At 38.5% G+C, this 26,400-nt stretch carries 28 protein-coding genes; 13 read left to right on the top strand and 15 right to left on the bottom strand.

All coding sequences use genetic code 11. The annotated features are described in order from the left end of the window. Nucleotides 1-71: 71 nt before the first annotated feature. From LS69_RS10250 to LS69_RS00975, 8 genes are all read left to right on the top strand, one after another. The gene (locus LS69_RS10250; protein WP_194145359.1) at nucleotides 72-848 is read left to right on the top strand and encodes a hypothetical protein; all 777 of its coding nucleotides are present in this window, start codon (nucleotides 72-74) and stop codon (nucleotides 846-848) included. 11 nt (nucleotides 849-859) lie between these two features. Continuing rightward, nucleotides 860-1,672, top strand: a complete 813-nt coding sequence (locus LS69_RS00955) for a hypothetical protein (RefSeq protein ID WP_138121512.1) — start codon at nucleotides 860-862, stop codon at nucleotides 1,670-1,672. Between the two features lie 308 nt (nucleotides 1,673-1,980). Further along, complete coding sequence (locus tag LS69_RS00960) at nucleotides 1,981-2,250, top strand: hypothetical protein (RefSeq protein WP_194145360.1); 270 nt, start codon at nucleotides 1,981-1,983, stop codon at nucleotides 2,248-2,250. Nucleotides 2,251-2,308: 58 nt separating this feature from the next. After that, nucleotides 2,309-3,010, top strand: coding sequence for a hypothetical protein (locus tag LS69_RS00965; RefSeq protein WP_202978655.1), 702 nt, complete (start codon nucleotides 2,309-2,311; stop codon nucleotides 3,008-3,010). 312 nt (nucleotides 3,011-3,322) lie between these two features. Further along, entirely contained in the window at nucleotides 3,323-3,985 is a 663-nt protein-coding gene (locus LS69_RS00970) for an acylneuraminate cytidylyltransferase family protein (RefSeq protein WP_138121513.1), read from the top strand. 36 nt (nucleotides 3,986-4,021) lie between these two features. Next, the gene (locus tag LS69_RS10255) at nucleotides 4,022-4,183 is read left to right on the top strand and encodes a hypothetical protein (protein WP_194145361.1); all 162 of its coding nucleotides are present in this window, start codon (nucleotides 4,022-4,024) and stop codon (nucleotides 4,181-4,183) included. Continuing rightward, nucleotides 4,177-4,494 (top strand): hypothetical protein, encoded by a 318-nt coding sequence (locus LS69_RS10745; protein WP_238699046.1) that lies wholly within the window; start codon nucleotides 4,177-4,179, stop codon nucleotides 4,492-4,494. The genes LS69_RS10255 and LS69_RS10745 overlap by 7 nt, the downstream gene beginning before the upstream one ends. A 19-nt stretch (nucleotides 4,495-4,513) precedes the next feature. Next, a complete protein-coding gene (locus LS69_RS00975; RefSeq protein ID WP_238699047.1) occupies nucleotides 4,514-4,912 on the top strand; it encodes a class I SAM-dependent methyltransferase in 399 nt (132 codons plus the stop codon). 224 nt (nucleotides 4,913-5,136) lie between these two features. Here the strand turns inward: LS69_RS00975 and trpA are convergent, their stop codons facing one another. After that, nucleotides 5,137-5,928, bottom strand: coding sequence for a tryptophan synthase subunit alpha (trpA, locus tag LS69_RS00980; RefSeq protein ID WP_138121514.1), 792 nt, complete (start codon nucleotides 5,926-5,928; stop codon nucleotides 5,137-5,139). A gap of 11 nt (nucleotides 5,929-5,939) precedes the next feature. Next, nucleotides 5,940-7,223 carry a tryptophan synthase subunit beta gene (gene trpB / locus LS69_RS00985; protein WP_138121515.1) on the bottom strand — a complete coding sequence of 428 codons (1,284 nt, stop codon included), beginning with the start codon at nucleotides 7,221-7,223 and terminating at the stop codon, nucleotides 5,940-5,942. A 400-nt stretch (nucleotides 7,224-7,623) separates the two neighbouring features. On the opposite strand from trpB, the gene LS69_RS00990 reads away from it, so the two are divergent. From LS69_RS00990 to LS69_RS01010, 5 genes are all read left to right on the top strand, one after another. Continuing rightward, complete coding sequence (locus tag LS69_RS00990; protein ID WP_138121516.1) at nucleotides 7,624-8,709, top strand: hypothetical protein; 1,086 nt, start codon at nucleotides 7,624-7,626, stop codon at nucleotides 8,707-8,709. A 9-nt stretch (nucleotides 8,710-8,718) separates the two neighbouring features. After that, nucleotides 8,719-10,353, top strand: a complete 1,635-nt coding sequence (locus tag LS69_RS00995; protein ID WP_138121517.1) for a hypothetical protein — start codon at nucleotides 8,719-8,721, stop codon at nucleotides 10,351-10,353. A gap of 176 nt (nucleotides 10,354-10,529) precedes the next feature. After that, nucleotides 10,530-12,065 (top strand): chorismate-binding protein, encoded by a 1,536-nt coding sequence (locus LS69_RS01000; protein ID WP_138121518.1) that lies wholly within the window; start codon nucleotides 10,530-10,532, stop codon nucleotides 12,063-12,065. Next, entirely contained in the window at nucleotides 12,062-13,681 is a 1,620-nt protein-coding gene (locus LS69_RS01005) for a bifunctional anthranilate synthase component II/anthranilate phosphoribosyltransferase (RefSeq protein WP_138121519.1), read from the top strand. The genes LS69_RS01000 and LS69_RS01005 overlap by 4 nt, the downstream gene beginning before the upstream one ends. Further along, a complete protein-coding gene (locus tag LS69_RS01010; protein ID WP_238699048.1) occupies nucleotides 13,681-15,219 on the top strand; it encodes a bifunctional indole-3-glycerol phosphate synthase/phosphoribosylanthranilate isomerase in 1,539 nt (512 codons plus the stop codon). The genes LS69_RS01005 and LS69_RS01010 overlap by 1 nt, the downstream gene beginning before the upstream one ends. A 351-nt stretch (nucleotides 15,220-15,570) precedes the next feature. Here LS69_RS01010 and LS69_RS01015 read toward each other — a convergent pair whose 3' ends face one another. The 13 genes from LS69_RS01015 to hisA all read right to left on the bottom strand — a co-directional run bounded on the left by LS69_RS01015 (nucleotide 15,571) and on the right by hisA (nucleotide 26,394). Then, nucleotides 15,571-16,137 (bottom strand): thiamine phosphate synthase, encoded by a 567-nt coding sequence (locus tag LS69_RS01015; protein ID WP_138121520.1) that lies wholly within the window; start codon nucleotides 16,135-16,137, stop codon nucleotides 15,571-15,573. After that, nucleotides 16,121-16,804 carry a F0F1 ATP synthase subunit A gene (locus LS69_RS01020; protein ID WP_138121521.1) on the bottom strand — a complete coding sequence of 228 codons (684 nt, stop codon included), beginning with the start codon at nucleotides 16,802-16,804 and terminating at the stop codon, nucleotides 16,121-16,123. Before LS69_RS01020 ends, LS69_RS01015 begins: the two co-directional genes overlap by 17 nt. Nucleotides 16,805-16,860: 56 nt before the next feature. Further along, complete coding sequence (locus LS69_RS01025; protein ID WP_138121522.1) at nucleotides 16,861-17,409, bottom strand: RDD family protein; 549 nt, start codon at nucleotides 17,407-17,409, stop codon at nucleotides 16,861-16,863. A 20-nt stretch (nucleotides 17,410-17,429) separates the two neighbouring features. After that, the gene (gene pyrE, locus LS69_RS01030; RefSeq protein WP_138121523.1) at nucleotides 17,430-18,041 is read right to left on the bottom strand and encodes an orotate phosphoribosyltransferase; all 612 of its coding nucleotides are present in this window, start codon (nucleotides 18,039-18,041) and stop codon (nucleotides 17,430-17,432) included. Nucleotides 18,042-18,116: 75 nt separating this feature from the next. Next, the gene (frr, locus tag LS69_RS01035) at nucleotides 18,117-18,677 is read right to left on the bottom strand and encodes a ribosome recycling factor (RefSeq protein ID WP_138121524.1); all 561 of its coding nucleotides are present in this window, start codon (nucleotides 18,675-18,677) and stop codon (nucleotides 18,117-18,119) included. Nucleotides 18,678-18,686: 9 nt separating this feature from the next. Further along, nucleotides 18,687-19,034, bottom strand: coding sequence for a preprotein translocase subunit SecG (secG, locus tag LS69_RS01040; RefSeq protein ID WP_138121525.1), 348 nt, complete (start codon nucleotides 19,032-19,034; stop codon nucleotides 18,687-18,689). Between the two features lie 75 nt (nucleotides 19,035-19,109). Continuing rightward, the gene (locus LS69_RS01045; protein WP_138121526.1) at nucleotides 19,110-20,651 is read right to left on the bottom strand and encodes a 2-isopropylmalate synthase; all 1,542 of its coding nucleotides are present in this window, start codon (nucleotides 20,649-20,651) and stop codon (nucleotides 19,110-19,112) included. 131 nt (nucleotides 20,652-20,782) lie between these two features. Further along, entirely contained in the window at nucleotides 20,783-21,532 is a 750-nt protein-coding gene (gene pssA, locus LS69_RS01050) for a CDP-diacylglycerol--serine O-phosphatidyltransferase (RefSeq protein WP_138121527.1), read from the bottom strand. 80 nt (nucleotides 21,533-21,612) lie between these two features. Then, nucleotides 21,613-22,266 (bottom strand): hypothetical protein, encoded by a 654-nt coding sequence (locus LS69_RS01055; RefSeq protein ID WP_138121528.1) that lies wholly within the window; start codon nucleotides 22,264-22,266, stop codon nucleotides 21,613-21,615. 9 nt (nucleotides 22,267-22,275) lie between these two features. Next, nucleotides 22,276-24,204: an ATP-dependent zinc metalloprotease FtsH gene (gene ftsH / locus LS69_RS01060; RefSeq protein WP_138121529.1), complete on the bottom strand. Its 1,929-nt coding sequence runs from the start codon at nucleotides 24,202-24,204 to the stop codon at nucleotides 22,276-22,278. A 2-nt stretch (nucleotides 24,205-24,206) separates the two neighbouring features. Beyond that, nucleotides 24,207-25,181 (bottom strand): 50S ribosomal protein L11 methyltransferase, encoded by a 975-nt coding sequence (locus LS69_RS10750; RefSeq protein ID WP_238699049.1) that lies wholly within the window; start codon nucleotides 25,179-25,181, stop codon nucleotides 24,207-24,209. Nucleotides 25,182-25,183: 2 nt separating this feature from the next. Continuing rightward, nucleotides 25,184-25,558, bottom strand: coding sequence for a chemotaxis response regulator CheY (locus LS69_RS01070; protein WP_138121530.1), 375 nt, complete (start codon nucleotides 25,556-25,558; stop codon nucleotides 25,184-25,186). A 128-nt stretch (nucleotides 25,559-25,686) separates the two neighbouring features. Continuing rightward, nucleotides 25,687-26,394, bottom strand: a complete 708-nt coding sequence (hisA, locus tag LS69_RS01075) for a 1-(5-phosphoribosyl)-5-[(5-phosphoribosylamino)methylideneamino]imidazole-4-carboxamide isomerase (protein WP_138121531.1) — start codon at nucleotides 26,392-26,394, stop codon at nucleotides 25,687-25,689. Between the last annotated feature and the right edge of the window lie 6 nt (nucleotides 26,395-26,400).

Raw genomic sequence — 26,400 nt, forward strand, 5'->3', positions numbered from 1 at the left:
ATAAACGCGTAAGCATGATATTAAATGATTTGTTTAGTGCGGAGAAAAATTCTTCAAACAAGGAAAACACAATGAAGTTTAAAGATTTTAAGCGAATATTAATGAGTGAATATAAAAATAAAGCAATTAAGGACAGAATACAACGATTGCATTCGCAAGATAGTTTCATAAAAATGGTAGAAACAGGTGTTGTTAATTTTGGAAGTGAAGAATTTAGAATCAAGAAGAACATAATAAGGGGAAAGTTTTGTTATATGTGGTTGGAATCCAAAACGCTATCATTTTGGTCTGTAACTTCCGCTATTCCATTTTTCGCAATCATTCCCTCCGAAAAGGCAATTTTGATTTGGAGAAAGGAATTGGAAGAACCATTAGAATCTTGTTTGCGCGTTATTGATGCAAACAAGGGAGCAAATCGTCTAAATCAACAGTCTTTGATGATTTATCTTTCGTATTCAAGACCTGGGCATTTTTATGAGCATATGAATTATTACTATTCATTGTTTGGCAATAATAGAATCAAACCCGATATTGCAATCACAACAGGAGATACATTTTTTGATTTTTCGACATTAGAAGATGCAGAAGGCATTAATGTCTTAAAATTTAAAGACATCAATGCACTTAATCGGTATTGTTTGGAATCTAAAAGAGGGGTTGTGAAAATAAAAAGAACAAATATAAGGGTTTGTTTTGATGAATGCGATCACTGGATTAAGAAATATAATGTTTTTTCTTGCCAACTACACCATACAATACCTAAAGACGCTTTTGTTCTCTGGATTAATATTTGTGGGAAAAGCGGATTTGGAGAGAAAAAGAAGAGACAATCATTAAGCTTATTCTAGAATTTAAAAATATGAAAGATAATCTCTGTGTAATCTTAGATGGTATGACGCGATCAAGCTATACGACAAGAGAAGAATTTTTAGCAGATTCTAGAAGCGCAAAAGCCGATGATGAATTTGCAGAAAAAATCAAATCTTTATTCAAAGAAGTTCAAATCATTAATTCAGTAGGATTTTCATCGGGTGAAAAAATGTATTTAGCCGATAGAGTTTCATTTTTTATAACAGGTTTTTGGACGGATTCTCTCTGGGTTGCAAAATTTGCTAGAGCATATGGCGTAGCATTTGGTTCTAAAGAGGGCTTTAGACAATGTCTAATATGCTTTCAACCAAATACAATCATTATGCCGAGTGAGTATGTAGTGGATATTGGGCATAAAGGACAAAATCTCTCCACCGTTGGTTATAGTATTAATCCAGATTGTTTTATAGGCTTTGTTAAAAACGCATTAAGTAGCTTTGAAAACATTGAAAAACGAGAGATTATTTTTGACGGGAAAGGTTTTGTTAGTAATCATAATAGCCAAAAGAGATTCTACGCTCTAAAGTCTTTGAAACAACATAAAAGTTCCTATCTTTCTGTCGCTGAAAACTTTGCCCCTTTTAGCGTCAATACAAGTAAGTCATATAAGATAGAAAGCGGTATGGAATACAATTTTGCCGTCAATGGTTTTTCTAAAAATGGTTCTTTTGTCTTGATTGTCGGCTATGATGAATATCATAAAAGAGTTTTTGTAGATAAAATGAATTTTTTAGAGACAAAGAAGTGTTTTTTCCCTAAAGAAGTCAAATCGTTTAGGCTTTTCATTAAGCTAATGCCATAAGATGAAATCAAGTTCTATAACATTTGTTGGGTGACGAGAAATGAATCTTCTAATCCTTGGTTTTCTATTAGAGCACCATTGCAATCAGCTAATAGCTCCATTGATACGCTAGAAGAGGAGAATGCAAAACTAAGGATTCTTTTATCTGATTCTCAAATTAACCAAAAATTATTGATTCAAGAGAGTGTTATTAAGGCTAGGCGTATTAGTGAATTGGATAATGCTAAAGTGCGAATCCACAACCATTTAGCCTATAAACTAGGTCGTGCTTTGATTCTAAACTCTAAAAGTCATGGGGATATATTAGAATGCCTTATGTGCTTAGCTACATTAAAGAATCCCATAGAGAAGAACAAAGAAAATATCAAGAAAAAGTAGCAAAGAATCCTAGCTTAAAACTTCCAAAACTAGAATCTTATCCAGACTATAAAGAAGCAATTAAAGAAAAACAATGTTTGACTTATAGATTAGGTGAAGCATTAATGCAAGCAGATAAGGATTGGTTTAAAGGAGGATATTTGAGATTCTATTTCAAAGAAGTGCCACAAATCAAAAGAGGATTAAAGGAGAGGAAATGAAAAATTTCTTGTCGTCATTACAAGGCAGTGAAACGAACAATAAAATAGGAGCAATTAAATGAAGAATAAATATCAAAATATCAAGGTTTTAATCCCTTTGCAACTTGCTTCAGCAAGGGTAAAAATGAAAAACATTAGACCTTTTTATAAAGAAATGAGCCTTTTTGATATTAAAGCGCGACAACTCATCAATGCGGATTTAAATCCTAGTAAAATCTATATTTCAAGTGAAGACAGGGAGGGCAAAGTAGAATCTTTATGCCAACAATATGGATTTAATTTTTTACCAAGAAAACAAGAGCTAACAGGTAATGCAATTAAACAAAGTGAGTTAATAGGATTTATCTTAAAGCAGATTCCAAGCGATAATGATGATATTTTATGGGTTCAAGTAACTAACCCATTATTTGATAAATTCACAATTATGCTAGATTCTTGGAATAAAATCCAAAATTTGGGCTTTGATAGCATTGTGGCAACAAAAACGATTCGCCACCATTTAATCAGCGAAAGTGGAATCCCGCTTAATTTTAATTTTGGTAATTGGCACAAAGTCTCGCAGGATTTGCCAAAAATCTATGAAATCCTATGGAGTGCATTTTTGCTCAAACGCTCTACCATAGAAAGCAATCAATATCATATCGGCACGAAGCCTTATTATATGCCTTTTGATGATATTACGACAATAGATATTGACACAGAAGCAGACTTTGAGCTTGCAAGCAAATATTATGCTATTCTGCGGGGGGGGGGGGGGTAATTCTCTTCCTTTTATCCTGCTTTATTTAATCTACCTTTATTTCCAATATTTCCAAATTTTATTTTCCCGCTTTTTATTTTCTAGTTTTTTGAAATTTCAGATTGATATAAACTCTAGGATTCTTATCTTCATAAGCCATAAGTTAGAATCTTACCATAGGATTTACCCACAAAATGTTCTCTTGTATAGACTAAGTAAAGATTCGCTTAAACTTATATTGGGGCAAATATTTCTCTGTTTACAATTCTGTCCAAAAATACACAAACTAATAAAAAACTTAAGACAAACTAATTCAAAACAAGGAGTGATTCAATGAAGCATAAAATTGTGGCTTTTGTTCCAATTAAGCTAAATAATGAGCGATTTCCGGGCAAAAACCTTAAGAAATTCGGAGATGGCAAGGTATTATTAACTTATTTTTTAGAAAAAATTATCCAAGTTAAGCATATTGATGAATTTTATGTATTTTGTTCAGATGAGTCCATTAAGCCTTTTTTGAACGCCAAAGTTTCTTTTCTGAAGAGACCTCAAACATTAGATTCCCAAGAAACAACCTCTCAAGACATTATCAGAGATTTTATGGATAAGGTGGAAGCGGATATTTATTGTCTTTGTCATTGCACAAGTCCTTTTGTTAGCGTAGAGCATTTTAATCAAGCAGTGGAATCTTTAGTGCTTGGAGAGTTTGATTCCGCATTTACAGCGCGAAAGATTCAAAAGCATTTGTGGAAATCAGATAAAAATGCTTTGAATTTTGACCCGCAAAACATACCAAGAACGCAGGACTTGCCAATTTTGTATGAAGAGATTCCAGCTATATTTGCTTTTAGAAGAGATACATTTAAAATGCTTCAAAGGAGAGTAGGAATAAACCCTTGCATTGTTGAGGTAGATGAAGTAGAAAGTGTGGATATTGACTATCCGCAAGAGTTTTATATAGCTGATGCAATTTATATGAATAAAAAAGATTCTTAAAATTATTAAATAAAACTTAATTTCAAAGGAGTAAAAATGCAATGTTATTTATGTGGAAGTGGAAAAAATCACACAAGAGAGGGGAAAGTCAGAGACAATCCAAGTATTAAAATCTTTGAGTGTGATGAATGTGGATTGGTGTTTTTGGAATCTCAAAAGACTAGTGAGGAGTTTTATAAAGACAATGGAATGTGTTAGGATTTGATTTCTTCAAGTCAGCAAATAGAGAATACAATCCAAACAACCTTCAAGAAACCATTAATCTTTTTCAAAAAGAAAGGAAAATTCAACAACAAAGAAGATTTGAATTTGTTAAATTTATGATTGCAGGAAAAGATATTTTGGATTTTGGAAGTGGTTATGCGGGATTCTTGATTTTAGCGCAAGAGTTTGCCAAAAGTGTTAGAGGCGTAGAGTTAGAAGAGCAAGTTGCGCCCATTTACAAACAGCACAAGATTCCTTTAACTAGAAATATAGCAGATTTAGCGGGGGGGGGGGGCAAAATATGATATTATCACAGCCTTTCATGTGATAGAGCATTTGCAAGACCCTATCATATTAGCCCAATTACTCAAAGAAAATGGCAAGATGATCGTAGAAGTGCCTAATGCCAATGACGCTTTATTGACTATTTTTAAAAACAAATCCTATCAAGACTTTATTTATTGGAGTGCGCATTTGTATTATTTCACTCCAAATACTCTAAGAAAGCTCGGGGAAAAGGCGGGTTTGAAAGTGGATTTTGTCAAAGGAATCCAAAGATATCCATTTTCTAATAACCTCTATTGGCTTGCCTTTGGAAAACCTGCGGGAGAAAAAGAATGGAAAAACTTCATTGATGATGCTTTGTTCCAAAAAAATTGGGAATCCACCCTCGCCTCACTTGGAGCAACAGACACTTTGATTGCTTGTTTTAGGGCAAAATAAACTTTTTGTGTCATTGCAAAGCAAAGCTGAAGCGCACATTTATTGTCATTGCGAATGAGTGAAACGAACGCGGCGCACACTGCGTGAGCAGTTTGCCCACACTTGCAAATCTATAACTTTAAACAAGAGAGGATTTTACAATGGCGAGATTCTTTAGCTTGGATTGCCACTTCGCAATGACGACAGATAGCGTAATGCGCAATGTGGAATCCCTTTGGATTTCCTTAATCCCCCAAAAGTCCTTTAGTAAAGGCGCAGAGTTTATCGGCAATCTCGTTTAGTGTTGTCTCGCCTTTCTCATCAGTTTTTCTGCTAATTTCTCCGATATAGCGCACAAAGGCACTTCCGACAATCGCGATTGGCACGATTCCGCGCAACGCGTCAATTTGTGCTTTGCTTTGGATTCCAAACCCTAGCGCAATGGGCTTTTGGCAATGTTTCTTGACGACTTTAAGATACTTCATCAACGATTCATCAATCTTTGTGGTATCGCCTGTGATTCCATTACGCGCGACGACATAGACAAACGAACCACTCGCATTACTTAGCTTTTCCATGCGTTTAGGCTTGGTTTGTGGCGCAATTAACGCAATGTTTTCCAAGCCCACTTTTCTTGCTTTTGAAAATAGTTTTTCATCGTGATTTAACGACAAATCCGGCACAATTAACCCATAAACCCCGCAATCCTTAGCTTTTTGTAAAAACTTCTCCAAACCATAACAAAACAAAATGTTCCCATAAGTCATAATGAGCAATCGGGTTGTGATTCCATTTTGTGCGAATTTGCGCTGTAATTGCGCGATAAACTCAAACCCTAAATCTGTGTTGAATCCCTTAGCAAGAGAGATTTCACACGCATTTGCAATCGCGATTCCATCGGCATTTGGGTCAGAAAATGGAAATTGCACTTCTAGTAACTCCGCCCCGCCCTGTGCGATTCCAAACGCCGCTTCTAAGCTTTCTTCAAAGCTAGGAAACCCTGCGACAATATGCCCCATTAAAGCAATTTTTTCCATTTCAGATTCCTTTAGTTTTGCTTTGTGTGATGGTTTTGCATTTCTTCTATTTCTCGTGTGAGAAACTCTTTCCAACGCTCTTTTTGCAGTGCTTTTGCAGTGATGAAAATATCTTTGTCTCCGCGTCCTGAAATATTGACAAGAATTTTTTGCCCCTTAACGCTTTTGGCGATTTTCAAAGCCCCAGCTAATGCGTGGCTTGATTCCAAAGCGGCGAGGATTCCTTCAGTTTTGGCAAAAAACTGCATAGCCTCTAATGCTTCGCTATCTAACGCGCTTAAAAACTCTACGCGCCCAATTTCCTTTAAATGTGCTAATTGAGGACCAACCCCTGCATAATCAAGCCCCGCAGAGATGGAGTAGGTTTCTAGCAAGTTGCCATATTTATCGCTTAAAAATAGGCTTTTGTAGCCTTGTGCAATGCAAAGATGCGCGTTTGGATTGTCCATACGCGCGGCATTTTCTCCGATTCCTTTGCCTCTCCCTCCGGCTTCTACACCAATTAATCGCACGGAGCTTTTTAGGTAATGGCTAAAGAATCCTAAAGAGTTGCTCCCACCACCAACACACGCAATCATAATATCTGGATTGCCCTTGAAGAAATTTTTGGTTTGTCTAGAAATTTCTTCGCTGATAATGCTTTGAAACTCTCGCACAATATCGGGATAAGGATAGGGTCCAAGTGTGCTTCCAAGCACATAAAAAGTGTTTTTGCTTTCTTTGCTCCATTCTCGTAAAGCCTCATTAACCGCGTCTTTGAGGGTTTGGCTTCCACTCTCCACGCTAACAACCTTTGCGCCTAAAAGTTCCATATTAAACACATTGGGAAATTGTCGTTTAATATCGCGCGCACCCATAAACACCACGCATTCCATTCCAAGCTTCGCACAAGCAGCACTCGTAGCAAGTCCGTGCTGTCCCGCGCCTGTTTCAGCGATAATGCGCGTTTTGCCCATTTTTTTGGCTAACAAAACCTGCCCGACTGCATTGTTGATTTTATGCGCCCCTGTGTTTGCCAAGCCTTCAAACTTCAAATAAATCTCATTGTTGAGGATTTTACTCGCATTTTTGGCATAAATTAAAGGAGTTGGACGCCCGATAAAATCCCTATATAAAGCGCGTAATTCGCGTTTAAATTCTTTGGAGTTTAAGACATATTTGTAATAAGCCTCTTCTAGTTCTTGAAGTGCGGGATAAAGAATCTCGGGCATATATTGTCCGCCAAATGCGTGTTCCTTGCCTTTTGAAGTCCCAAAAAATCCTTTTTTGGATTTTAAAAATATTTTGTGTTTCATTTCTCTAACTTTATGTTGTGAATTTGGGCGAATTGTAACAAAATTTTTAGGAAATTCTCATTATTTCTACGCATTTGGATTGTGTTTTGGAATCCATAATATTACATACTATGCGTTCTTGCGAGAAGCCGTAGCAATCTAGCCAAAACAACCCTTCGTCATTGCGAGGCACATTGCATAGCAATTTGCCCATACTTGCACAAATTTTTGTGGCAATCTACAATGAAGAATCTCGCCTACACGATATTTCCCTCATTCTCTTAACTTTTTTGCAAAAAAATCCGATATAATAAAAATAATTTATAATTACAAGGAGGAGAAAATGCTAAGAAAATGTCTTTTGAGTTTAGTTTTATGTGGTGTATTAGGCACTCTATCTAATGCACAAACAGATTCTAAAGTGCAAATCAGTGAGCCTTTAAGCGGAGTAGAAGCGAAAAAAGCGTTACAAAACTTCCCAAAGGAAAACAAGAGTGCGCTTAAAGTAAAAAAAGGTGCAAAAGGAGGGAATCTATATCCTTGGGGCAGTTTAGCGTTTGATGAAAATACAGAATCATATTTAACTTTAAGTGATAGTGCGGGAAATCCTGTTTTGATAGTTTTTTATACTAGAAATAATCCGGGATTATCAAAGGGGGAATTGCTCACTATTGATGCTAGAGCAGTGCTAGAGCAATGTGATTCACAATATAAAGATTATGTAGTAAGCCAATGGGATCCAACTACAAAAACTTTCAAAACGAGGAATGTTTGCCCTTTTGAGTATTATAATGGAGGACATAACTTTAATGCCGAATATTCCGAATGGGGAATACCACATATAAATAGTTTTGGACTATGGATAAAGCTTAATTATGGCTATTTTGATAATGACTTTACATTATTTAAAAGAAATGAAAGCCAAGAATATGGCAGTGGATATATTACAGATTATTTCCATATCAAGCTTTTATCTTCTGGAAAACTTTCAATTACAACCAAAATGTCTTCCAATTATGCAAGTCAAAGTGTGGTTACCAATAAACCAATCCCAATTGGTAAATGGGTCTATATTCAAGCTATGCAAGATGGATACAATTATCAGTTGGGCTGGAAAGCGCAAGATGGAAGCGATGAAGAACTAGTAAAAAAAACACTTAGTGCGGAAGTGATTAAATTGGAAGACGAAGCGCAGCGAAATAGAATGTTTAGAGTTTTTGCTGCAGCAGAAATTAATAACAACAAGGAAGTTATTAATGTCAAAGAGGTTTTCTATGAACCAACCATTAAAACAATGTTTGAGTTAATGGATAATTATAATGCTAAAGAAAAGTTAATCTTTTCAGCAGGTGGTTTTGATTATACACCTATTAATATTCTAGGCTTAGAAGCTTATAAAATATTAGTTGGGGCAGGTTCTTCTATCATTACAATTAATGATTTTGATATTTATTATGATGATACCACAGGCAATATCCTAGCAGTGGATTTTAGAGTCAAAAAATAAGGAGAAATCATGATAGACAAAGTCAATTCAAACACTATTTCGCCAATTCCTACAAAAATAGAAGTAGAAAATGCTAGAGTGGTAAATCTCAATGATTCAGAATACCAAAAAGTGCGACAAGAATATGAGGCAAATGCCCCACAACGCGCAAAGGAAGCTGCAGAAGCACAAGCAAAAGCGGAATATGAAGCTAGAGCAATGGAAGCGAAATTTCGCGTTAGAAATGTTTTAAGTTTATCTGGGATTTATAGTGTTGGTCGTCCTGATACATGGAATACTTTGAATTATCAAAAGTTGCATTATTTTGAGTCAAATTCATACGATCATATTCTCTATGGCGGTTATGGTAATAATCGTTACAATGATGGTGTGGGAACTTTCTTTAACTCCAAAGGAACAAGTAAGTATTTGGATACGCCTGTGGGGCAAATGGAAGTATTTTTGGATTTAGACGATGATAACGACCAATATGGTGTGGGGACATTAGAAAGTGTAGGGCAACTAGTTGGTTTAGATATTAATCAAGACGGATTTTTAGATTCTGAAGATGATTTCTTTGATAAGCTGAAACTTAGAGGTTATAACTCTGGTGGTGAAGAAGTGGTCTTAAAACTTAGTGATGTTTATAATGCGTTAGATTTGACAAAGTTTGTTAATACACAAAAAGATGTTGATGAATGGAAAAAGAATTCTACTTACGAACAAGATGGTATCATTTGGCAAAAACAAAAGGTAGTTAATGGCACTTCACTTTTTCGCCCTGAAGAGAGCTATAAAAGGCTTGATGATAGCCAAAAGAGTAGCTTCAAAGAAATGTTTAAAAACAGCGCGGATGAAAATGGCTGGATAGACTTCACCAAAACAAAAACTGATGAATATGGGCAAAAGCAATATGTCTTTAAGGATTTGGCAAACTCACTAAACTTGGCTTATAACAAAGTCGGATTAAATGGAGATACAAGGCTAGAGCGCATAACATTTGGGTTTTTTGATAAAAGCGATAAAAACTATCTAGCCGATGTGAAATCTAGGTTTAATAGTATGTATAAAGATTATTACAATGGTGAGGGTAACAAACTCGCCATAGAGCGCGAATTTCAAGTCATCACCGGAATGAAGTTTAGCGAGGAGAAGTTTAAAGAGTTTTATGAGGGATTAAACAATCCAAAAACTGCAGAAAAATACGCCAACGCGCTTCAAGATGTGGATTCTGTCGTGGGAATGAAGCTGAATGATAATGGAATGCTTACCCTTGCTTTTGATTCTGGAAGGACAATGTCTATTAGTTTGGACGACCTTTGGAGCAGTGATGGCGAGTTTAATCTCACAAGCAAAGGTGAGCGTGCAAGTGCGATGAGTGAGGCTTCCTCTATGAATGAAGAAGACTTAAACCAACTAGATTTTAGCCAAATAGGCACAGATGCCAATGGTGGTATTTTTTCTCTAGCAGAACTCGGAGTAGAGTTTATCCGCAAAGAAGCCTTCGCTAATGGACGCACCGCCTTTGTCCTCACCACAGGCGACGGCAAAGAAATCATCGCTTCTACGCTTTACAAAATCCAGAGTGTAGAAAACATGGTAAAGTTTGCAGAATTAGACGAAAAAGACAAACTAAGGGCTACGAAGTTTGAAAAAGAAGCGTAAGGGAGAAATTTCAACCATTGCGTCATAGTAGCGTAATGAAGCAAATCCACAATAATGAGCCTAAGAGAATTCTACAACAGAATTTCCTTAGGATTCTGCAACCAAACTTGCACATTTAATAAAATCTTTAATCTTAAGAATGTAGAATCCGCGAAAATCATTTTAAAGAAGTTTTGATGTTTGAATTTCTAAAGAATAACGAAAAACAAGGGATTAAAGCAAGTTTTAGTATCCAAAAAATTCCAGCTTCCAAACTCACGCCTTTAATGGTGTGTGAGAGTTTGAATGCTCCTATTTTGTTGGAATCTGCGTTTTTGAAAACAGGCAAAGGACGCTTTTCTATTTTGGTTCTTAAAGAAGCTTTTAGAATCATCAAAGAAAATGGCGTGGTTTTTTTGCTAGAAAATACCCAAAAACACGCACTTGAAAACTTTAGCAAAATCGGCGATTCTACTTTGCCCAAAAAGCCAAAATTTCTTGATTTCTTAGACGCATTCCGTTTGCTTTCTCCGCAGCCTTTGGTGGAATCTTATGTGCAGTCCCAAGCTATTTCTAATGATGAGATAGAATCTCTGCCTTTGCCACTTGGCGGTGTGGGGTATTTGGGCTATGAATTTTTTGGAGAAATTGAAGAAGTAGAGTTCCACAAAAGCGCACTTTATGAGGCAAGTGAAAATGCGTTTATTTTCGGAAGAGATTTTGTGGTTTTTGACCATTTTTTTGAATCCCTTTATGTGATTAGTGTCGCTTACAAAGGAGAATCGCAAAAACAAGATACAGAACAAAGAGTGAAAGAGCTATCCCATACGCTAGAGCATTTGAGTTGGCAAGATACTCCCAAGCCAACTTATCAATCCAAGATTACTTCTAAAGATAAGGAATCTTATTATACGCAAATCGTCAAATCCTTGCAAAATGAGATTTATAAGGGAAATTTGCTCCAATGTGTGCCAAGTCAGAGTTTAGAGATTACTAGCACTTTGCCACCTTTACAAGCTTATGAGAATCTCCGCACACACAATCCAAGCCCTTATATGTATTATTTTAATTTTGGCAACTATCAAATCATTGGAAGTTCTCCTGAAGTGTTGGTAAAAGTCAAAACAACCGCACCAAATTACGCAACTCTTACGATTCGCCCAATTGCTGGGACGCGAAGAAGAGGCAAAAACGCGCTAGAGGATTCCAAACTAGAAGAGGAGCTAAAAGCAAACATCAAAGAAAATGCAGAGCATTTGATGTTGCTTGATTTAGGGCGTAATGATGTAGGCAAGGTTGCAATGTCAAGAAGTGTTAAGGTTACTCAAGAAAAGGTGATTGAAAAATATGCAAGAGTGATGCACTTAGTCTCTGAAGTGCAGGGCGTGATGGATTTGGAATTGCATAAGAAAATAGACGCGCTTTATTCAGCTTTCCCCGCTGGAACCGTGAGCGGTGCACCAAAAATCCAAGCAATCAAAACCATAGAATCCTTAGAAGCTCATAAACGCGCAATCTATGCAGGTGCGATTGGGTATTTTTCGCATAATGGGGATATGGACTTCGCGATTGCTATTCGCACCGCAGTTTATCAAAACGGCGTGTATTATCTCCAAGCAGGAGGCGGAATCGTCTATGATTCTGACCCCAAAGAAGAATATATTGAGACACAAAACAAAATGCGCTCGTTAGTGGAAGCGATTTTGGGGGATACTCTAGGAGGCGAAGAATGATTTTGTTGATTGATAATTACGATTCTTTTACTTATAACATTTATCAAGCTTTTAGCCATTTGGGCTATCCGATTAAGGTTTTGCGCCATGATAAAACAAGCCTAGAAGAGATAGAATCTCTCCGCCCGAGTTATATTGTTTTAGGACCGGGACCTAAAAGCCCAAAGGATTCTCCGCTGAATATCCAAATCGTGCAGAGATTCAAAGGAATTTATCCGATTTTGGGAATTTGTTTGGGGCATCAAGCGATTTTGAGTGCTTTTGGAGTGGAGATTAAAAATGCCAAAAACATTGTGCATGGCAAGGTAGAACCGCTTTTGCATAACCAAAAAGGAATCTTTCGCCATATTACACAAAAAACACCTATTGCGCGTTATCATTCTCTAGTGGGCAAACGCGAGGAGATTCCAGAGTGCTTTATCATCAGTGGAAGCAGTGAAGATGGCGAGGTAATGGCAGTAGAACACAAACAATATCATTTGGTGGGATTGCAGTTTCACCCAGAATCCATTGGCACAAAAGAGGGAGAAAAAATGCTCCAAAACTTCCTGCATTACGCGCGTGAGCCAATCCCTATAAAAGACTATCTGAAAAAATGCCTGAAACTAGAATCCCTAAATTTCCAAGAAAGCTATAATCTTATGGACGAACTCACAGAGGGAAATTTGACAGACGCGCAGATTGGGAGTATTCTTACAAGTTTGGAGATTAAAGGCGTAGATGAATACGAACTTGCAGGATTTGCGTCTGTGCTGAAGCAAAAGGCGGTGCGCTTTGAAACAAGCAAGAAAGAGAAGATTCTGTTTGATATGGTTGGCACAGGCGGAAGCAACGCGAAGACTTTTAATGTCTCTACGACTTGCGCTTTGTTGTTGGCAACCCTTGCTAAAAAGGAAAATTTCGGAATCATCAAGCATGGTAATCGTGCAATCACTTCTAAAAGCGGTTCGGCGGATTTGTTAAGTGCGCTTGGAATCAATCCAAATATGGAATTACAAAACGCGCAAAAAGCGTATGAAGAGTTAAATCTCACCTTTCTTTTTGCGCAGAGATTTCATTCTGCAATGCGCTTTGCTGCTCCAGCGCGTGGAAGTTTAGGGTTTAAAACCGCTTTTAATTTGATTGGTCCTTTAAGCAATCCCGCCCCTATCACGCACCAACTTATCGGCGTATTTGACAAATCCTATACCGAGATTATGGCAAAAGCTTTGGCGATTTTAGGAATCAAACGCGCAATGGTTGTGAGTGGATTAGATGGATATGATGAGGTTTCTCTCTGTGCGCCGACACAAATCACAGAATTACGCGAGGGAAGCATTAAAACCTATATTTTTAATCCGATTGAAGTGGGATTAAATTTTGCAAGTTATTCTATGCTAAAAGGCGGTGGAGCGGAGGAGAATGCGCAAATCACAAAGGATATTTTCAATGCCCTACCTTCGCCTAAACTAGATTTAGTCGCGCTGAATCTAGGCGCGGCGCTTTGTGTATTGGAAAAGGTAGAATCCCTAAAAGAGGGATTCTTCTATGCAAAGAAAATCATAGAATCCAAAGAAGTGTTTGAGGTCTTAGAGAGATTCCAAAGCATTAGCAATATGCGAATAGAGAGCTTATAATGGAATCCCAAAATATTGTGCCAACGATTTTAGCGGAGATTTTAGAAAAAAAGCAAAGCAAGCCTTTGCGCATAAATACGCGCACAACACCGCTAAATCCGCCGAATTTGGATTCTACCCTAATCATCGCAGAGATTAAACGCGCAAGTCCGAGTGCTGGGAATATCGGTGAAATTGCGAATCCTAAGGTGCTTGCAGAATCTTATTTACAAGGGGGCGCGGGTGCGATTTCTGTTTTGTGTGAGCAGGATTACTTTAAGGGCGATTTGGAGGATTTGAGAGAGGTTAAAGAAAGCCACAAAGAAGCGTGTGTGTTGCGCAAAGACTTCATCACAAAGCAAGAGCAAATCGCAGAATCCTATGGCTTTGGCGCAGATATGGTGCTACTCATTGCCGCGGTGTTTGTGGGTCAAAAGAATCCCTATGGAGGATTTGGGCAGTTGCAGAGGCTTTATGAGGAATGCTTGAAGTTTGGCTTGACGCCTTTAATTGAAGTGCATAATGCGCAAGAAGTGGATTTCATCGCTCCTTTACAAGCGAAGTTTATCGGGGTAAATTCTCGCAATCTGCACACTTTTGTGATTGATAGGATTCAAGCCTATAATCTTATAGAGAAAATCCAAGCCCAAAATCCCCAAAGCAAAGTGATTTTTGAATCCTCTCTAAATTGCGATTTTGATGGGTTTGTGGTTGGAAATTTAGGCTTTAATGGGATTTTGTGCGGAAGTTATTTGGTGCGGAATCAGACGCCAAGAGTTGCGCTTGAGAATCTAAAAAAGGCATTAGAGTGTGGAAAAAAGGATTCTAATGTGTTTTATAAAAATGCCTTTAAATTGCTAGATTTACCTTTGGGATTTGTTAAAATCTGTGGAATCACAAATGTGGAAGACGCTTTAATGTGCGCAGAATCCTTGCAGGAGTTGGCAATAAAAGGGGTGGAATGCCAAGCCAAAGAGCAAAAAATCGCTGCTTTGGGATTCATCATAGAGCCAAATTCTCCGCGCTTTGTCGCGATAGAAGAGATTAAAAGAATCACAAAAGAGTTGGAGCGATTCCCTAATATCTTAAAAGTTGTCGTATTAAAAGATGATGAAAGGCAAATGAAATCCGCATTAAAGCTTTATCGTGAGGGAATCGTAGATGCGTTACAACTGCATGGAATCACAAAGGCGGGTTGGTTTGGCGGAGTGGAGCTAAGAGGGGCGAATTTTGCCTTTTATGAAGTGTGGAATGTAGAATCTGCGGAGGATTTAGGCGAGTTTGTCAGTCCTTTTGTGCTGTTGGATTCTAAGAGTGCTTTAGGGGGCGGAAGTGGGCGCAAGATTGATAATAAGGCGTTAGAATCCCTTATGAAAAAGGCGCAATATTTGTGCGTTGCAGGGGGCGTGGGGATAGAAAATGTGGAATCCCTAAAGAAAATAGGCGCAAAAATGCTAGATATTAACTCTAGCATAGAATCCGAGCCTGGCAAAAAAGACTTTGCTAAACTTCAAAGCTTGATTGTGAAACTAAAAACACTTGGTGAAAGTCTTGAGTAAGGGCTAGAATGAGGCTTGTCGCAAGTTTTGTGTTTGGGATTCCACATTGTGCCTTGTATTTTTGAGCTACCATTGCGAGAAATGAAGCGACAAAATAATCCATAATCTTAGTAAAGGGATTCTGCTATGGAATCCCAAAAACATAAATATGATAAAAGATAAGATTTTATAATGGAATCTTGTTTGAAATGTAGAATTAAAAGCCCCATTAAGAGCTTCAAAGAATATGTGAGAATCAAATAACTAACTTGTAAATTTTGCTATGACGCTTGATAGGTAAGAAAGATAAATTAGGAATCTCCAAGGATTTATCTATCGCTAAGAGTTTGTAGTTTTTGTAAAGTTTAGAATCTAGCTTAAAAAATACCGAATAGAGGCGAAGTTTTGGATTTTGGTTTGGGCGAGTTGTTGGAGTTGTTGTTGGCTGATGATTCCGCCAAGAGCGAAAATTTCCGCCAAAAAGTCTTTGGGGTTTAGTGTTTTTAAAAAATCAATCCCTAGTGGAATCCCTTTGTTAGGCGTTTGGAAAATCGGGCTAATCGTGATTCCATTTGCGCCTTGTTTATCTGCTTCCCGCATTTCTTGTAAGTTGTGTGCGCTAAAAAACACAAAAGGCAATTTAGTCTTTGCAAGTGGAATCTGCCACATTTGCGAACTATTGCAATGCACACCATCAAATCCAAATTGGATAGCCAAATCCAAATTAGAGTTTAATAAGCTAGGGATTTTGTGCTTTTGATTGAGTTTTAAAAACACTTCTATGAGGGCGGGGTTGAAATGACAAGCTTTATCGCGATAAGCGGCGAAATGTATAGGGTGGGATTCTATGATTTTGAGATAAAAATCATAGAATTTTAGAGAAGTTGTGGGGTAGAGTGTTGGCTCTGTGATAAGGTAAGCCTTAATGGGCTTCCTCACTCTCCAAAACAGCACCTGCTAGGAACACATAGGTTAGAATCATAAAGATAAAAGCTTGTAAGAATGCCATAAAAGTCAAAACCAAATAAGCAGGGAGCGGAGCAACCCAAGGAGCAAGCATTAACATAACAAGCAAGAACATATCATCGCCCTTGATATTTCCAAAAAGACGGAAAGAAAGCGAAACTAATCTTGAGCAGTGAGAGATGATTTCAATCGGGAACATCAAAGGTGCAAGTGCCTTGACAGGTCCCGCGAAGTGTGCGAAGTATTTTACAACCCCAAAGGTGCGAATCCCTTCAAAGTTATAAAACACAAAAACTACGATTGCCAAAGTGAGCGTGAAGCTAAGGCTAGAAGAGGGTGCTTCAAAGCCCGGAATAATTCCGATTGCATTGGCTAAGAAAATGAAAATCGCAAGAGTCGCGGTAAATGGCAAATAATGACGCGCTTTTTCTTCGCCGATTACATCTTTTGCCATAGAGATGATTCCACCCAAAAGTGCTTCAAAGACATTCTGCATTGTCCCGGGGACGACTTGTAGTTTTGAGGTTGCAAGTTTGGCTAAAACAAGCGCAATGATAGCGATTAAAATCGTGTGGAATGCGATAATAAAGTCGTGGTCGTGGTTAAATAAACCCACAAAAGTAAATAATCTTCCGTCCATTTAAAACTCCTTCTATGTAAGATGGTAATTATGCCAAAAATAAATTTAATAAAAAATTAACCTTTTTTTAGAACGAGGGTTTTAAGTAAAATATCGTGCAAGGCTTTTTTGTCTTTGCGCCATAGAGGCATAAAGATTCCCGCAATACTCGCGCCAGAAACCAAGAAAACAAAGAATCGCAAAAGCGCAAAAAGAAATGTTACATTTTTTCCATTTTCTCGCACAATCCACAGGCTATAAGCTTTTTTGCCCGGCGTTTGTCCGCTTTTGGCGATAAAAACCGCCGCAATGATTCCATAGAGCAAGATGGCTACACTCGGTGCCCAAGGGGATTCCCATAGGGCTTCTTTGCTCCCTAAAACGCCATAAGTGATGAGATACATAATGGGCAAATAAATCATAAAAGTATCAATGATTTGCGCCTTACCACGCTCCAAAAATCCTGCAATTTGCAAAGGAATCCTTTGTGTGGAATCTGATTTGTGCGCGAGTTCTTGCAAGAGTTTATCGGGTAATTTTTGGGGTAATTTGTCGTGAAAGTTTTGTTGTTTGTTGTTGGAATGCGTCGGAGATTGTGGATTTTGTTTGACTTTCCTCCAACGCATTTTAAATCCTAGAATTATGTCTAATTACCGCGACTTCCGGGTTTGATTGCAGTGCTTCCTTGTTGACACAAAGGGCAGTTTGTCGCTTCATAGGTTTCAAAAACAAAATCTTCTAGTGCGAAGAGTGGCAGATTTGGATTAAGTTTGCATTCTTTGGCTTCAAAGTGATTGGGGCTTTGGTAGCGGTTGCAGATTCCACGATTTGCCAAAGCAGCGTATCCAACGACTTTTGCGCCAAGTTTTTCTACGATTTGTGCGGATTCCATCGCAGAACCACCCGTGGTGATAATATCCTCACAAACAAGAATCTTCTCGCCCTCTTTGACTTTAAATCCGCGCCTTAGGCACATCGCACCATTGACGCGCTCGGTAAAGATAAACCGCACTCCAAGTGCGCGTGCAAGCTCATATCCAGCCAAAATACCGCCCAAAGCAGGAGAGCAAACACAATCTACCTGCATTGCGGAATCCCTGATAATTTGTGCAAGAGCCTTTGCCAACTCTTCTGCGATTTTTGGATTCTCTAGCACTTTTGCGGATTGGAGATAAAAGGGCGAATGTCTCCCGCTACTTAGCAAAAAATGTCCTTCTAAAAGCGCGTTAGCGTTTTTGTAGATTTGTGTGATATTCATTTTGTTTCCTTGAGATTGGCGTTTAAGGCTTATTTGGATTAAAAAACCCTAAAGAATCTAAAAGCCTAGATTTCTTTAGATTTTTAGCAATTCCTCTTCTTTATGCTTGACAAGCTCATCAATCTTTTTAACCGCATCGTCGGTGAATTTTTGAATCTCATCTTGCCCTTTTTTGGATTCGTCTTCGCTGATTGCTTTGTCTTTTTCTAGTTTTTTGACTTTGTCGTTGGAATCTTTGCGGATATTGCGAATCGCAACTTTTGTTTTCTCGCCGATATTTTTCGCTTCTTTTGCGATTTCTTTGCGTTGCTCACTTGTCATTGGCGGGAAGAAAAGCTTGATTGTTTCGCCATCATTGTTAGGATTGACGCCGATATTTGCTTCTTGTATTGCGCGTTCAATATCTTTGAGCAGGGTTTTTTCCCAAGGAGTAATCACAATCGTGCTTGCATCTTGTGCAATCACAGAACCCACTTGATTTAGAGGGGTTGGCGTATCATAATAATCAATGCGAATGTGGTCTAAAATCGCAATAGAGACTTTGCCACTACGCAAAGTGCCAAACTCTTTTTTCATTGCTTCAATACTTTTGCCCATTGTTTCTTTGGTGTGTTGGTAAATCGTTTGTAAATCCATAAGATTCCTTTAGTTAGATTCTGTATTAGGCGCGACAGGAGCCGCAGGTGCGTTAGGGGCTGCGGAATCCTGCGGTAAAGTCGGTGTAGGGATAGCGGGAATTGTCGCTTCATCAAGGATAGATTTCTTAGAATCCTGAACATAAAGATAGCTTAATGCAATCGTATTGACAACAAACAATAATCCAAGCCCAAAAGTGAGTTTTGCCAAAAATCCCGCAGGACCTTTTGCCCCAAATAAGCTTTCATTACTTCCGCTATATGCGCCAAGACCGATGCTTGAACTTTTTTGCAACAAGACAATTGCAGTGATTAGGATTGCCAATACAAACTGCAATATTAATAAAATTCCACTCATACTCTTCCTTTAAGCCTCTTAAATCTCAAAAATTCCGCGCATTTTAGCGCAACTTATCTAATACCTTGCTTTAAATTAGCAAATCGTTTTATTGACGATAAGCTCACGCATAGATAAATAGCTATTAAGCGCACCGATATAGGCTTTCGCTGTGGCTTGCATTGTGTCTAAATGTAATCCATGCCCAATCACTGCTGGTTTTTCAGGGTCAAACTCTACTTTGACCACGACTTTTGCAAGTGCGTCTTTGCCCTCACTGACAGCTTCTACCTTGTAATCTTTCAAAACTCCATTATGCCCGCTAATGCGATCAATCGTCTTAAGAATCGCATCTACACTTCCATTGCCAATAGACGCGTCTATTTTGGTCGCACCATCTCTTTGGATAGAGATTGCAGCATAAGGCAAACCTTTGGAACAACTGCTAATTTGCAAACTTAAAAGTTCAAAGATTTGTGGAATCTTTGTGGATTCTTCTGTCATAATGGAGCGAATATCCTCATCATAAACTTCTTTTTTGTGGTCGCATAGGATTTTGAATCTTTCAAACGCCTTGTCTAAAGATTCTTGTGAAATCTCACCAAATCCCATGCTTGTAAGTTTGTCTTTAAATGCCGCGCGTCCGCTGTGTTTGCCAAGCACTAAGCCGTTGTTTTCGGGAATCCCAATATCGCTTGCACGCATAATTTCATAAGTTTCACGATTTTTTAACATTCCATCTTGGTGGATTCCGCTTTCGTGCGCAAAGGCATTTTTGCCTACAATTGCTTTGTTGGGTTGTGGGCGGATTCCTGTAATATCAGAGACAAGTTTGCTGCAAGCATAAATTTCTTTAGTATTAATGCGTGTATCTAAATCTCCAAAAACATCTTTACGAGTTTTTAAAATCATTACAACTTCTTCTAATGCAGTATTTCCTGCGCGTTCTCCTAAACCATTAATGGTGCATTCAAGTTGCCTTGCGCCATTTTGGATTCCGGCAATAGAGTTTGCTACAGCAAGTCCTAAGTCATTATGGCAATGCACCGAAAGGACGATAGAATCTCCCACGAAAGATTTGATTTCTTTCACCATTGCGCCTAATTCTTGGGGCAATCTATAACCCACGGTGTCCGGGAGATTGAGCGTTTTTGCTCCCGCTTCAACCACTGCATGTGCGATTTCTTTTAAGAATCCAAAATCACTCCGACTTGCGTCCTCGCAGCTAAACTCTACATCTTCGCATAAACTCCTTGCTAAACTTACCGCTTCTACTGCGCGTTTAATGACTTCATCAGGCTGCATTTTGAGCTTAAACTCCATATGAATAGGGCTTGTGGCAATAAATGTATGAATGCGTTTGAACTTAGCTTTTTCTAATGCCTTTGCCGCGCTTTCAATATCCTTTGGCACAGCTCTTGCCAAAGAACAAATCGTGCTATTGCTGACTGCTTCAGAGATTCTACTAATGGCTTCAAAATCTCCCGGACTTGCCGCAGCGAATCCCGCTTCAATAATATCCACCCCTAAACGCTCTAAAGCTAAAGCGAGTTTGATTTTTTCTTCTGTATTCATAGAAGCACCGGGGCTTTGCTCACCATCTCTTAAAGTCGTATCAAAAATCTTAATCATTTCCATTAAAAATCCTTTATAAAATATTTTGGTTTGAGTTGAGTAACATAAGCCTTAGAATCCCAGAGGCAAAAGCATAGAAAGCGTCAAGAGATTCCTTTGAAAATGAATATGAAAATAAAAACGCATATACATTGTTATTCCTTAGAATCTTTGGAATCTTTACTAAGATGTCTTATGCAAATATAATAAGTCGCACGCGCCGGACCAAAGCAGACATACAAGCTAATCAAAGTAGTAATGGAATAAATGGGATAAAGATAAAGAATCGCTAAGGCAATCATCAAAAGAACAATCACTTTGCCGAAGCTAAACTTTTCAAAACTCATTTTCTTAAAGCTTGGATAGCGCACATTGCTCACCATTAAAATCGCCACAACGAGACTTACAAACATTAAAGGAAGCAAGAAAATGCTTTCGGAATATTGCGGATATTGTTTGCTAAGCTCCATTTCAAAAAGCAACCAACTTACGACAAAAACAGCGGCAGCAGGGATTGGAAGTCCGATGAAAACATTGGGTTCGTTGTTGTTAGTGGTTACATTAAATCGTGCTAAACGAATCGCGCCAAACACAACATACAATCCAGCCACGACCACGCCGAATTTGCCATAATGGAATCCCCCATAAAAAAACAAAATCATTGCAGGAGCGACGCCAAAGGCAACAACATCGGCTAAAGAATCAAACTCTACGCCAAACTTGCTTGTCGTGCCTGTTAATCGCGCAATGCGTCCATCTAAGCCATCAAAGATAAGACTCATAAGCACGAGCCAACAAGCTAATTCAAAGCGTCCGACAAAAGCATAGGAAACCGCCAAGATTCCAATATAGATACTCGCCCCTGTGAAGAGGTTTGGTAAGATATACAATGGATCAATTTTCATTTATTTTTATTCCTTAAAACCCTTGAAATCGGTTATTCTATCATTATACAAATTTATTTTTTAAATTTTCATCAGAATCTTTACGGATTGGAAACTGATTTGAATGTGCCAAGCAATGTTTTGCCGCCTAAGATTTTATCGTTGACATTGACTTTAAGCTCCGTATCTAATGGAATCTTTAGGAGTGCATTGCCATTGAGAAAAAATCCAATGCGCTCTCCTAGCTTAAAGTTGGAATCCCAAAGATAGAGGGAGATTTGAGCGAAATATTTAGGATAAAGTGTCAAATAAAGCGTGTGGTGATTGAAAGTATCGGATTGGTTTATCTCGCGATTAAAGGCAATCACAATGCGCTCCCCTGTAATTTCATTGGCATTTTTTAATCCCTTAATATGTTCTACTTCTATGGCTTCCCCACATTTACCGAGATTTGCTAAAGGCATTCTAAGCATACCACAAAAGCAAATAGGCTTGGCAATTTGCAAATAAATCCCATCGGATTTGTTTTCTATGTTTTTAACGATTCCGTCAATGGGAGCTAGAATAGAATCGTTTGCAGTGTCTTCTGCAATGCGTTCTGTGTTGCGATAAAAATATAACAAACAAGCAAAAGCAATCCAACAAAAGAATCCAAAAACTTTCCACGAAAGCAAGAAAGCAAGAAAGGCTAAAAGTAGGGCGATTCCAAGAGGTTTCCAGCCTTCTTTAGCAATAAATTCTGTGGTGGTTTTCATAGATTCTCCTTATGCTTCTTCTTTTTCTTCGGTTACAAGTCTGCTTTCTAAATTGTGCGCCTTTTCGTATTCGCTGATGATTTCACGCACTTTTTGCCCATCAATATTTTCTTTATCAAAAAGCTCTTGAACGATATTTTCAATTGCTTCTTTGTAAGTCTCTAGGGATTCTTTGACAGCGAGGAATCGCTCATTAAGCACCGCTTTAATGTGTGCGTCCATTTTTTGCGCCATTTCTTCGCTGTATTCTCGGCTACTTCCTAAGCCACCATTCAAAAACACATTGCGTTGCTTTTCAAGCACCATCAATCCCGCGACATCGGTCATTCCATAATAGCTTACCATTGCCTTAATAATATCTGTCGCTCTCTCTAAATCATTGCTTGCACCTGTTGAGATTTCTCCCAAGAAAACATCTTCAGCGGCTCTTCCTCCAAGCAAAACATCAACCTCGGCAAGTAATTCATGCTTTTGCATTAAGTATTTGTTTTCTTCAGGAGTATTGAGGGTGTAGCCAAGTGCCGCAAGTCCGCGCGGAATAATAGAAACTTTGGTTACCTTTTTTGCCCCTTTGGTGATTTCCGCAATCAATGCGTGTCCGCTTTCGTGATAAGCAACAATCTTTTTCTCTTTGGGTGAGATTCTGCGGGATTTTTTCTCCAATCCTGCGATGCCGCGCTCTACCGCCTCCAAAAAGTCGCCTTGTTCCACTTCTTTTTTATTGCCTCGTCCGGCTAATAGCGCGGCTTCATTGACAATATTTGCTAAATCCGCTCCTGCAAGTCCTGCGGTGAGTTTTGCCACTTCAAATAAATCCACATTTTTTGCTAGTTTGATGTTTTTGATATGCACTTTGAGAATCTCCACGCGCCCTTCAAAGTCTGGCTTATCTACAAGCACTTGCCTATCAAATCTTCCCGGACGCAAAAGTGCTGGGTCTAGCACTTCAGGGCGGTTTGTAGCTGCTAAAACAATCACGGGAGAAGAATCGGAATTAAATCCGTCCATTTCAGCCAAAAGCTGATTGAGTGTCTGTTCGCGCTCATCATTTCCACTTATCATACCACCTGCGGCGCGACTTTTGCCTATCGCGTCAATCTCATCAATAAAGATAATGCTTGGTGCTTCTTTTTTGGCATTTTCAAACAAATCCCGAACGCGACTTGCGCCCACGCCTACAAACATTTCAATAAAGCTACTTCCGCTGACAGAAAAAAACGGCACATTTGCTTCTCCTGCGACAGCTTTAGCCAATAGCGTTTTACCGGTGCCGGGAGGTCCTACAAGCAAGACGCCTTTAGGAATCTTAGCTCCTAATGCAGCGTAACGCTCGGGATTCTTTAAGAAATCCACGATTTCTACGACTTCATCTTTGGCTTCTGCATTCCCTGCCATATCTTCAAATTTAACATTTGGCTTTTCGGCATTGACGAGCTTTTTAGAGCTTCCAATACCTAAGATTCCGCCGCCCATATTTTTTTGCATTCTGTTTGCTAAAAACATCCAAATAGCAAAGAAAATAAACACGGGTAAAACCCAACCAAAAAGCATATCGCTAATCCAATTACTTTCGTTGTAGCCTGTGTATTCTACACCTTTTTCGTCCAATAAAGGAATCAAAGTGTTATCAGGATTCACTCTTTGTGCGTTGTAAGCAATCTTATTGCCACCATTTTGGGCGGTTGCTTTAATATTGGTTTGTCCAATAGCAACGAAATCCACTTCTTTATTTTCAATGAGTTTTTTGAGTTCGTAATAATTAATGGTTTTTGTTGTTGTTGCTCCGCTTAGTTTGCTGACTTCTCCATTGGGAGACATCATACGAAATGCGACAATTGCAACGATTGCAAAAATCACAAACATCAAAAGAGGATTTTGATTGAAAAAATTGTTTGGCTTTTTGTCTTGAGGATTGGGGTTGTTATTTGGTTTTTGCATGATTATCCTTTGTTTTGTAAAACTAAAGTTGCCCATTCTTGATTGAGTTCTTGGGAAACTATTTTAAATCTTTTGAATTTATCAAGAACTTTTGGCAAGTATTTATCTAAAATTCCTGATAAAATCAAATATCCCTCTTGCTTTACAAAGGATTCCAAAGGCAATGCGACAATAATATCTGCCAAAATATTAGCCATCACAATATCAAACTTACCTTTTTCATTGGGAATCGTATGGAGTGAGCCTAAAAAAACTTCGTCTAAAATCGCATCGTTTTTCTGCATATTGTCTTTAGTCGCAGTGATTGCGACTTCGTCTGTATCACATGCCCATACGATTGCCCCGCTTTTTTTGGCGCAAATACTTAGGATTCCACTTCCACACCCAACATCTAAAATTTTTTTGCCCTCCAATGCGTTGAATATGCCGTTCAATGTGCTTAGAAAGCTTTGTTGGGATTGACAAAGAGCTTCGGAAGATTCTTGTGTCCTATTGTAGTTCTTTGGCTTTTGAAGTTTTATTTCATTTCTTTCATGGGTTTGTTGGAGCATTTCCTCTACGATATTTAATGCCATAAGGCAGCCAAAGGTTGTCTCATGATGTCCGCTTCCAAAGGCAAGAGCTGGGTCAATGATTACATTAATCTTCTGCGGTTTTGCTTCAAACCACGAGGGGCGGATATAATACTTGCCACATTCTATGGGTTTAATGGAATTGCGGTAAGCTGCAATCCAATCTTGGTTTTTTAAAATATCTTCGGAAAACTTTAATGTTACGGATTCTGCCATAACAGCTTCCAACTCTTTGGCGTATGCAATGAGTTGCTTTTTGATTGGTTCTATGGCATTTTCTGTGCGTATGATGAACCCTCCATCTATTTCTTCAATTGCCTCGCCCGTAATTTCTAATGCTTTGTCCGCAAAGAGCCATAAGAAATTATCCGCCTTAACGCTTAGACAATTGTAATAGGATTCCATAATTAGTCATTTACACCTAAAACAACTTCTAATTTTTCTTTTAAAACTTGTGGAGTAAAAGGCTTAACGATATAGTTATTCACACCCGCTTTTAATGCGGTGATAACCTCTGCTTTACCACCCTCTGTGGTAACCATAATAATTGGAATATCTTTAAAGCGATCGTCTGCGCGCACTTTTTTGACCAAGTCTAGCCCATTCATTTCAGGCATATTCCAATCGGTGATAAGCACCTTTACATCGGGATTAGAATTCATTTTATCCCAACCTTCAACACCATTTTCGCCTTCCAAAATATCATTATAGCCAAGTCTTGCAAGGGTATTTTTAATAATTCTTCGCATAGTTGAACTATCATCTACAACGACCATTTTCAATGCCAACTCCTTAAAATAAAACTTCTTGATTAAGAAAAAATAACAATAACTGAATATAATAGCATAATTTCTCACAAAATAAGCATAAAATTTCAAATAAATAGAGAATCTAAATGCCAAATTCTTTTTTATTTAAAAGTCCTAAAAGCCTTTTGTAAATCAATTTTGCCCTCATAAAACGCCTTACCCACGATAACGCCATTAATCTTTGCTTCTTTGAGTGCGGCAAAATCAGCCTCGCAAGATAATCCGCCACTTGCAATCGTGAAGATTCCGCTTTTGTCTTGAATTTTTTTTGTAAATTCAATATTGATTCCGCTAAGCATTCCATCACGCGCAATATCAGTGCAAATGATTGCTTCTACTTTGCTTCCTCTAAATCGCTCCGCAAAGTCCCACGCTAGAGTGCCTCCACTCTCCGCCCAACCTTCTGTTGCGACTTTGCCATTTTTGGCGTCAATGCCAATCACAACGGCATATTTTTCTGCCATTTGGAGTGCAAATTCCGGATTCTTAAGTGCAATAGAACCCAAAATCACGCGCGAAACGCCTAAATCCAAATAAGCCTTAATCGTCTCTTCATCGCGGATTCCGCCACCCACTTCAATTTTGAGTTTAGAATCTTTGCAGATTGTTTCAATCACTGCGCGGTTTTTTGGAATCCCCGCAAACGCGCCATCTAAATCCACAATATGCAGAAACTTCGCTCCTAAGCTTTCAAAATGCCTTGCTAATTCCTCTGGGTTTTTGGCATAGATTTTCGCACTCTCCATTAAGCCCTGCCTAAGGCGCACGGCACAACCTTCCTTTAAATCAATTGCGGGAATGATTTGCATAAAACT

Source organism: Helicobacter sp. MIT 05-5294, from assembly GCF_000765675.1.
GTDB lineage: Bacteria > Campylobacterota > Campylobacteria > Campylobacterales > Helicobacteraceae > Helicobacter_D.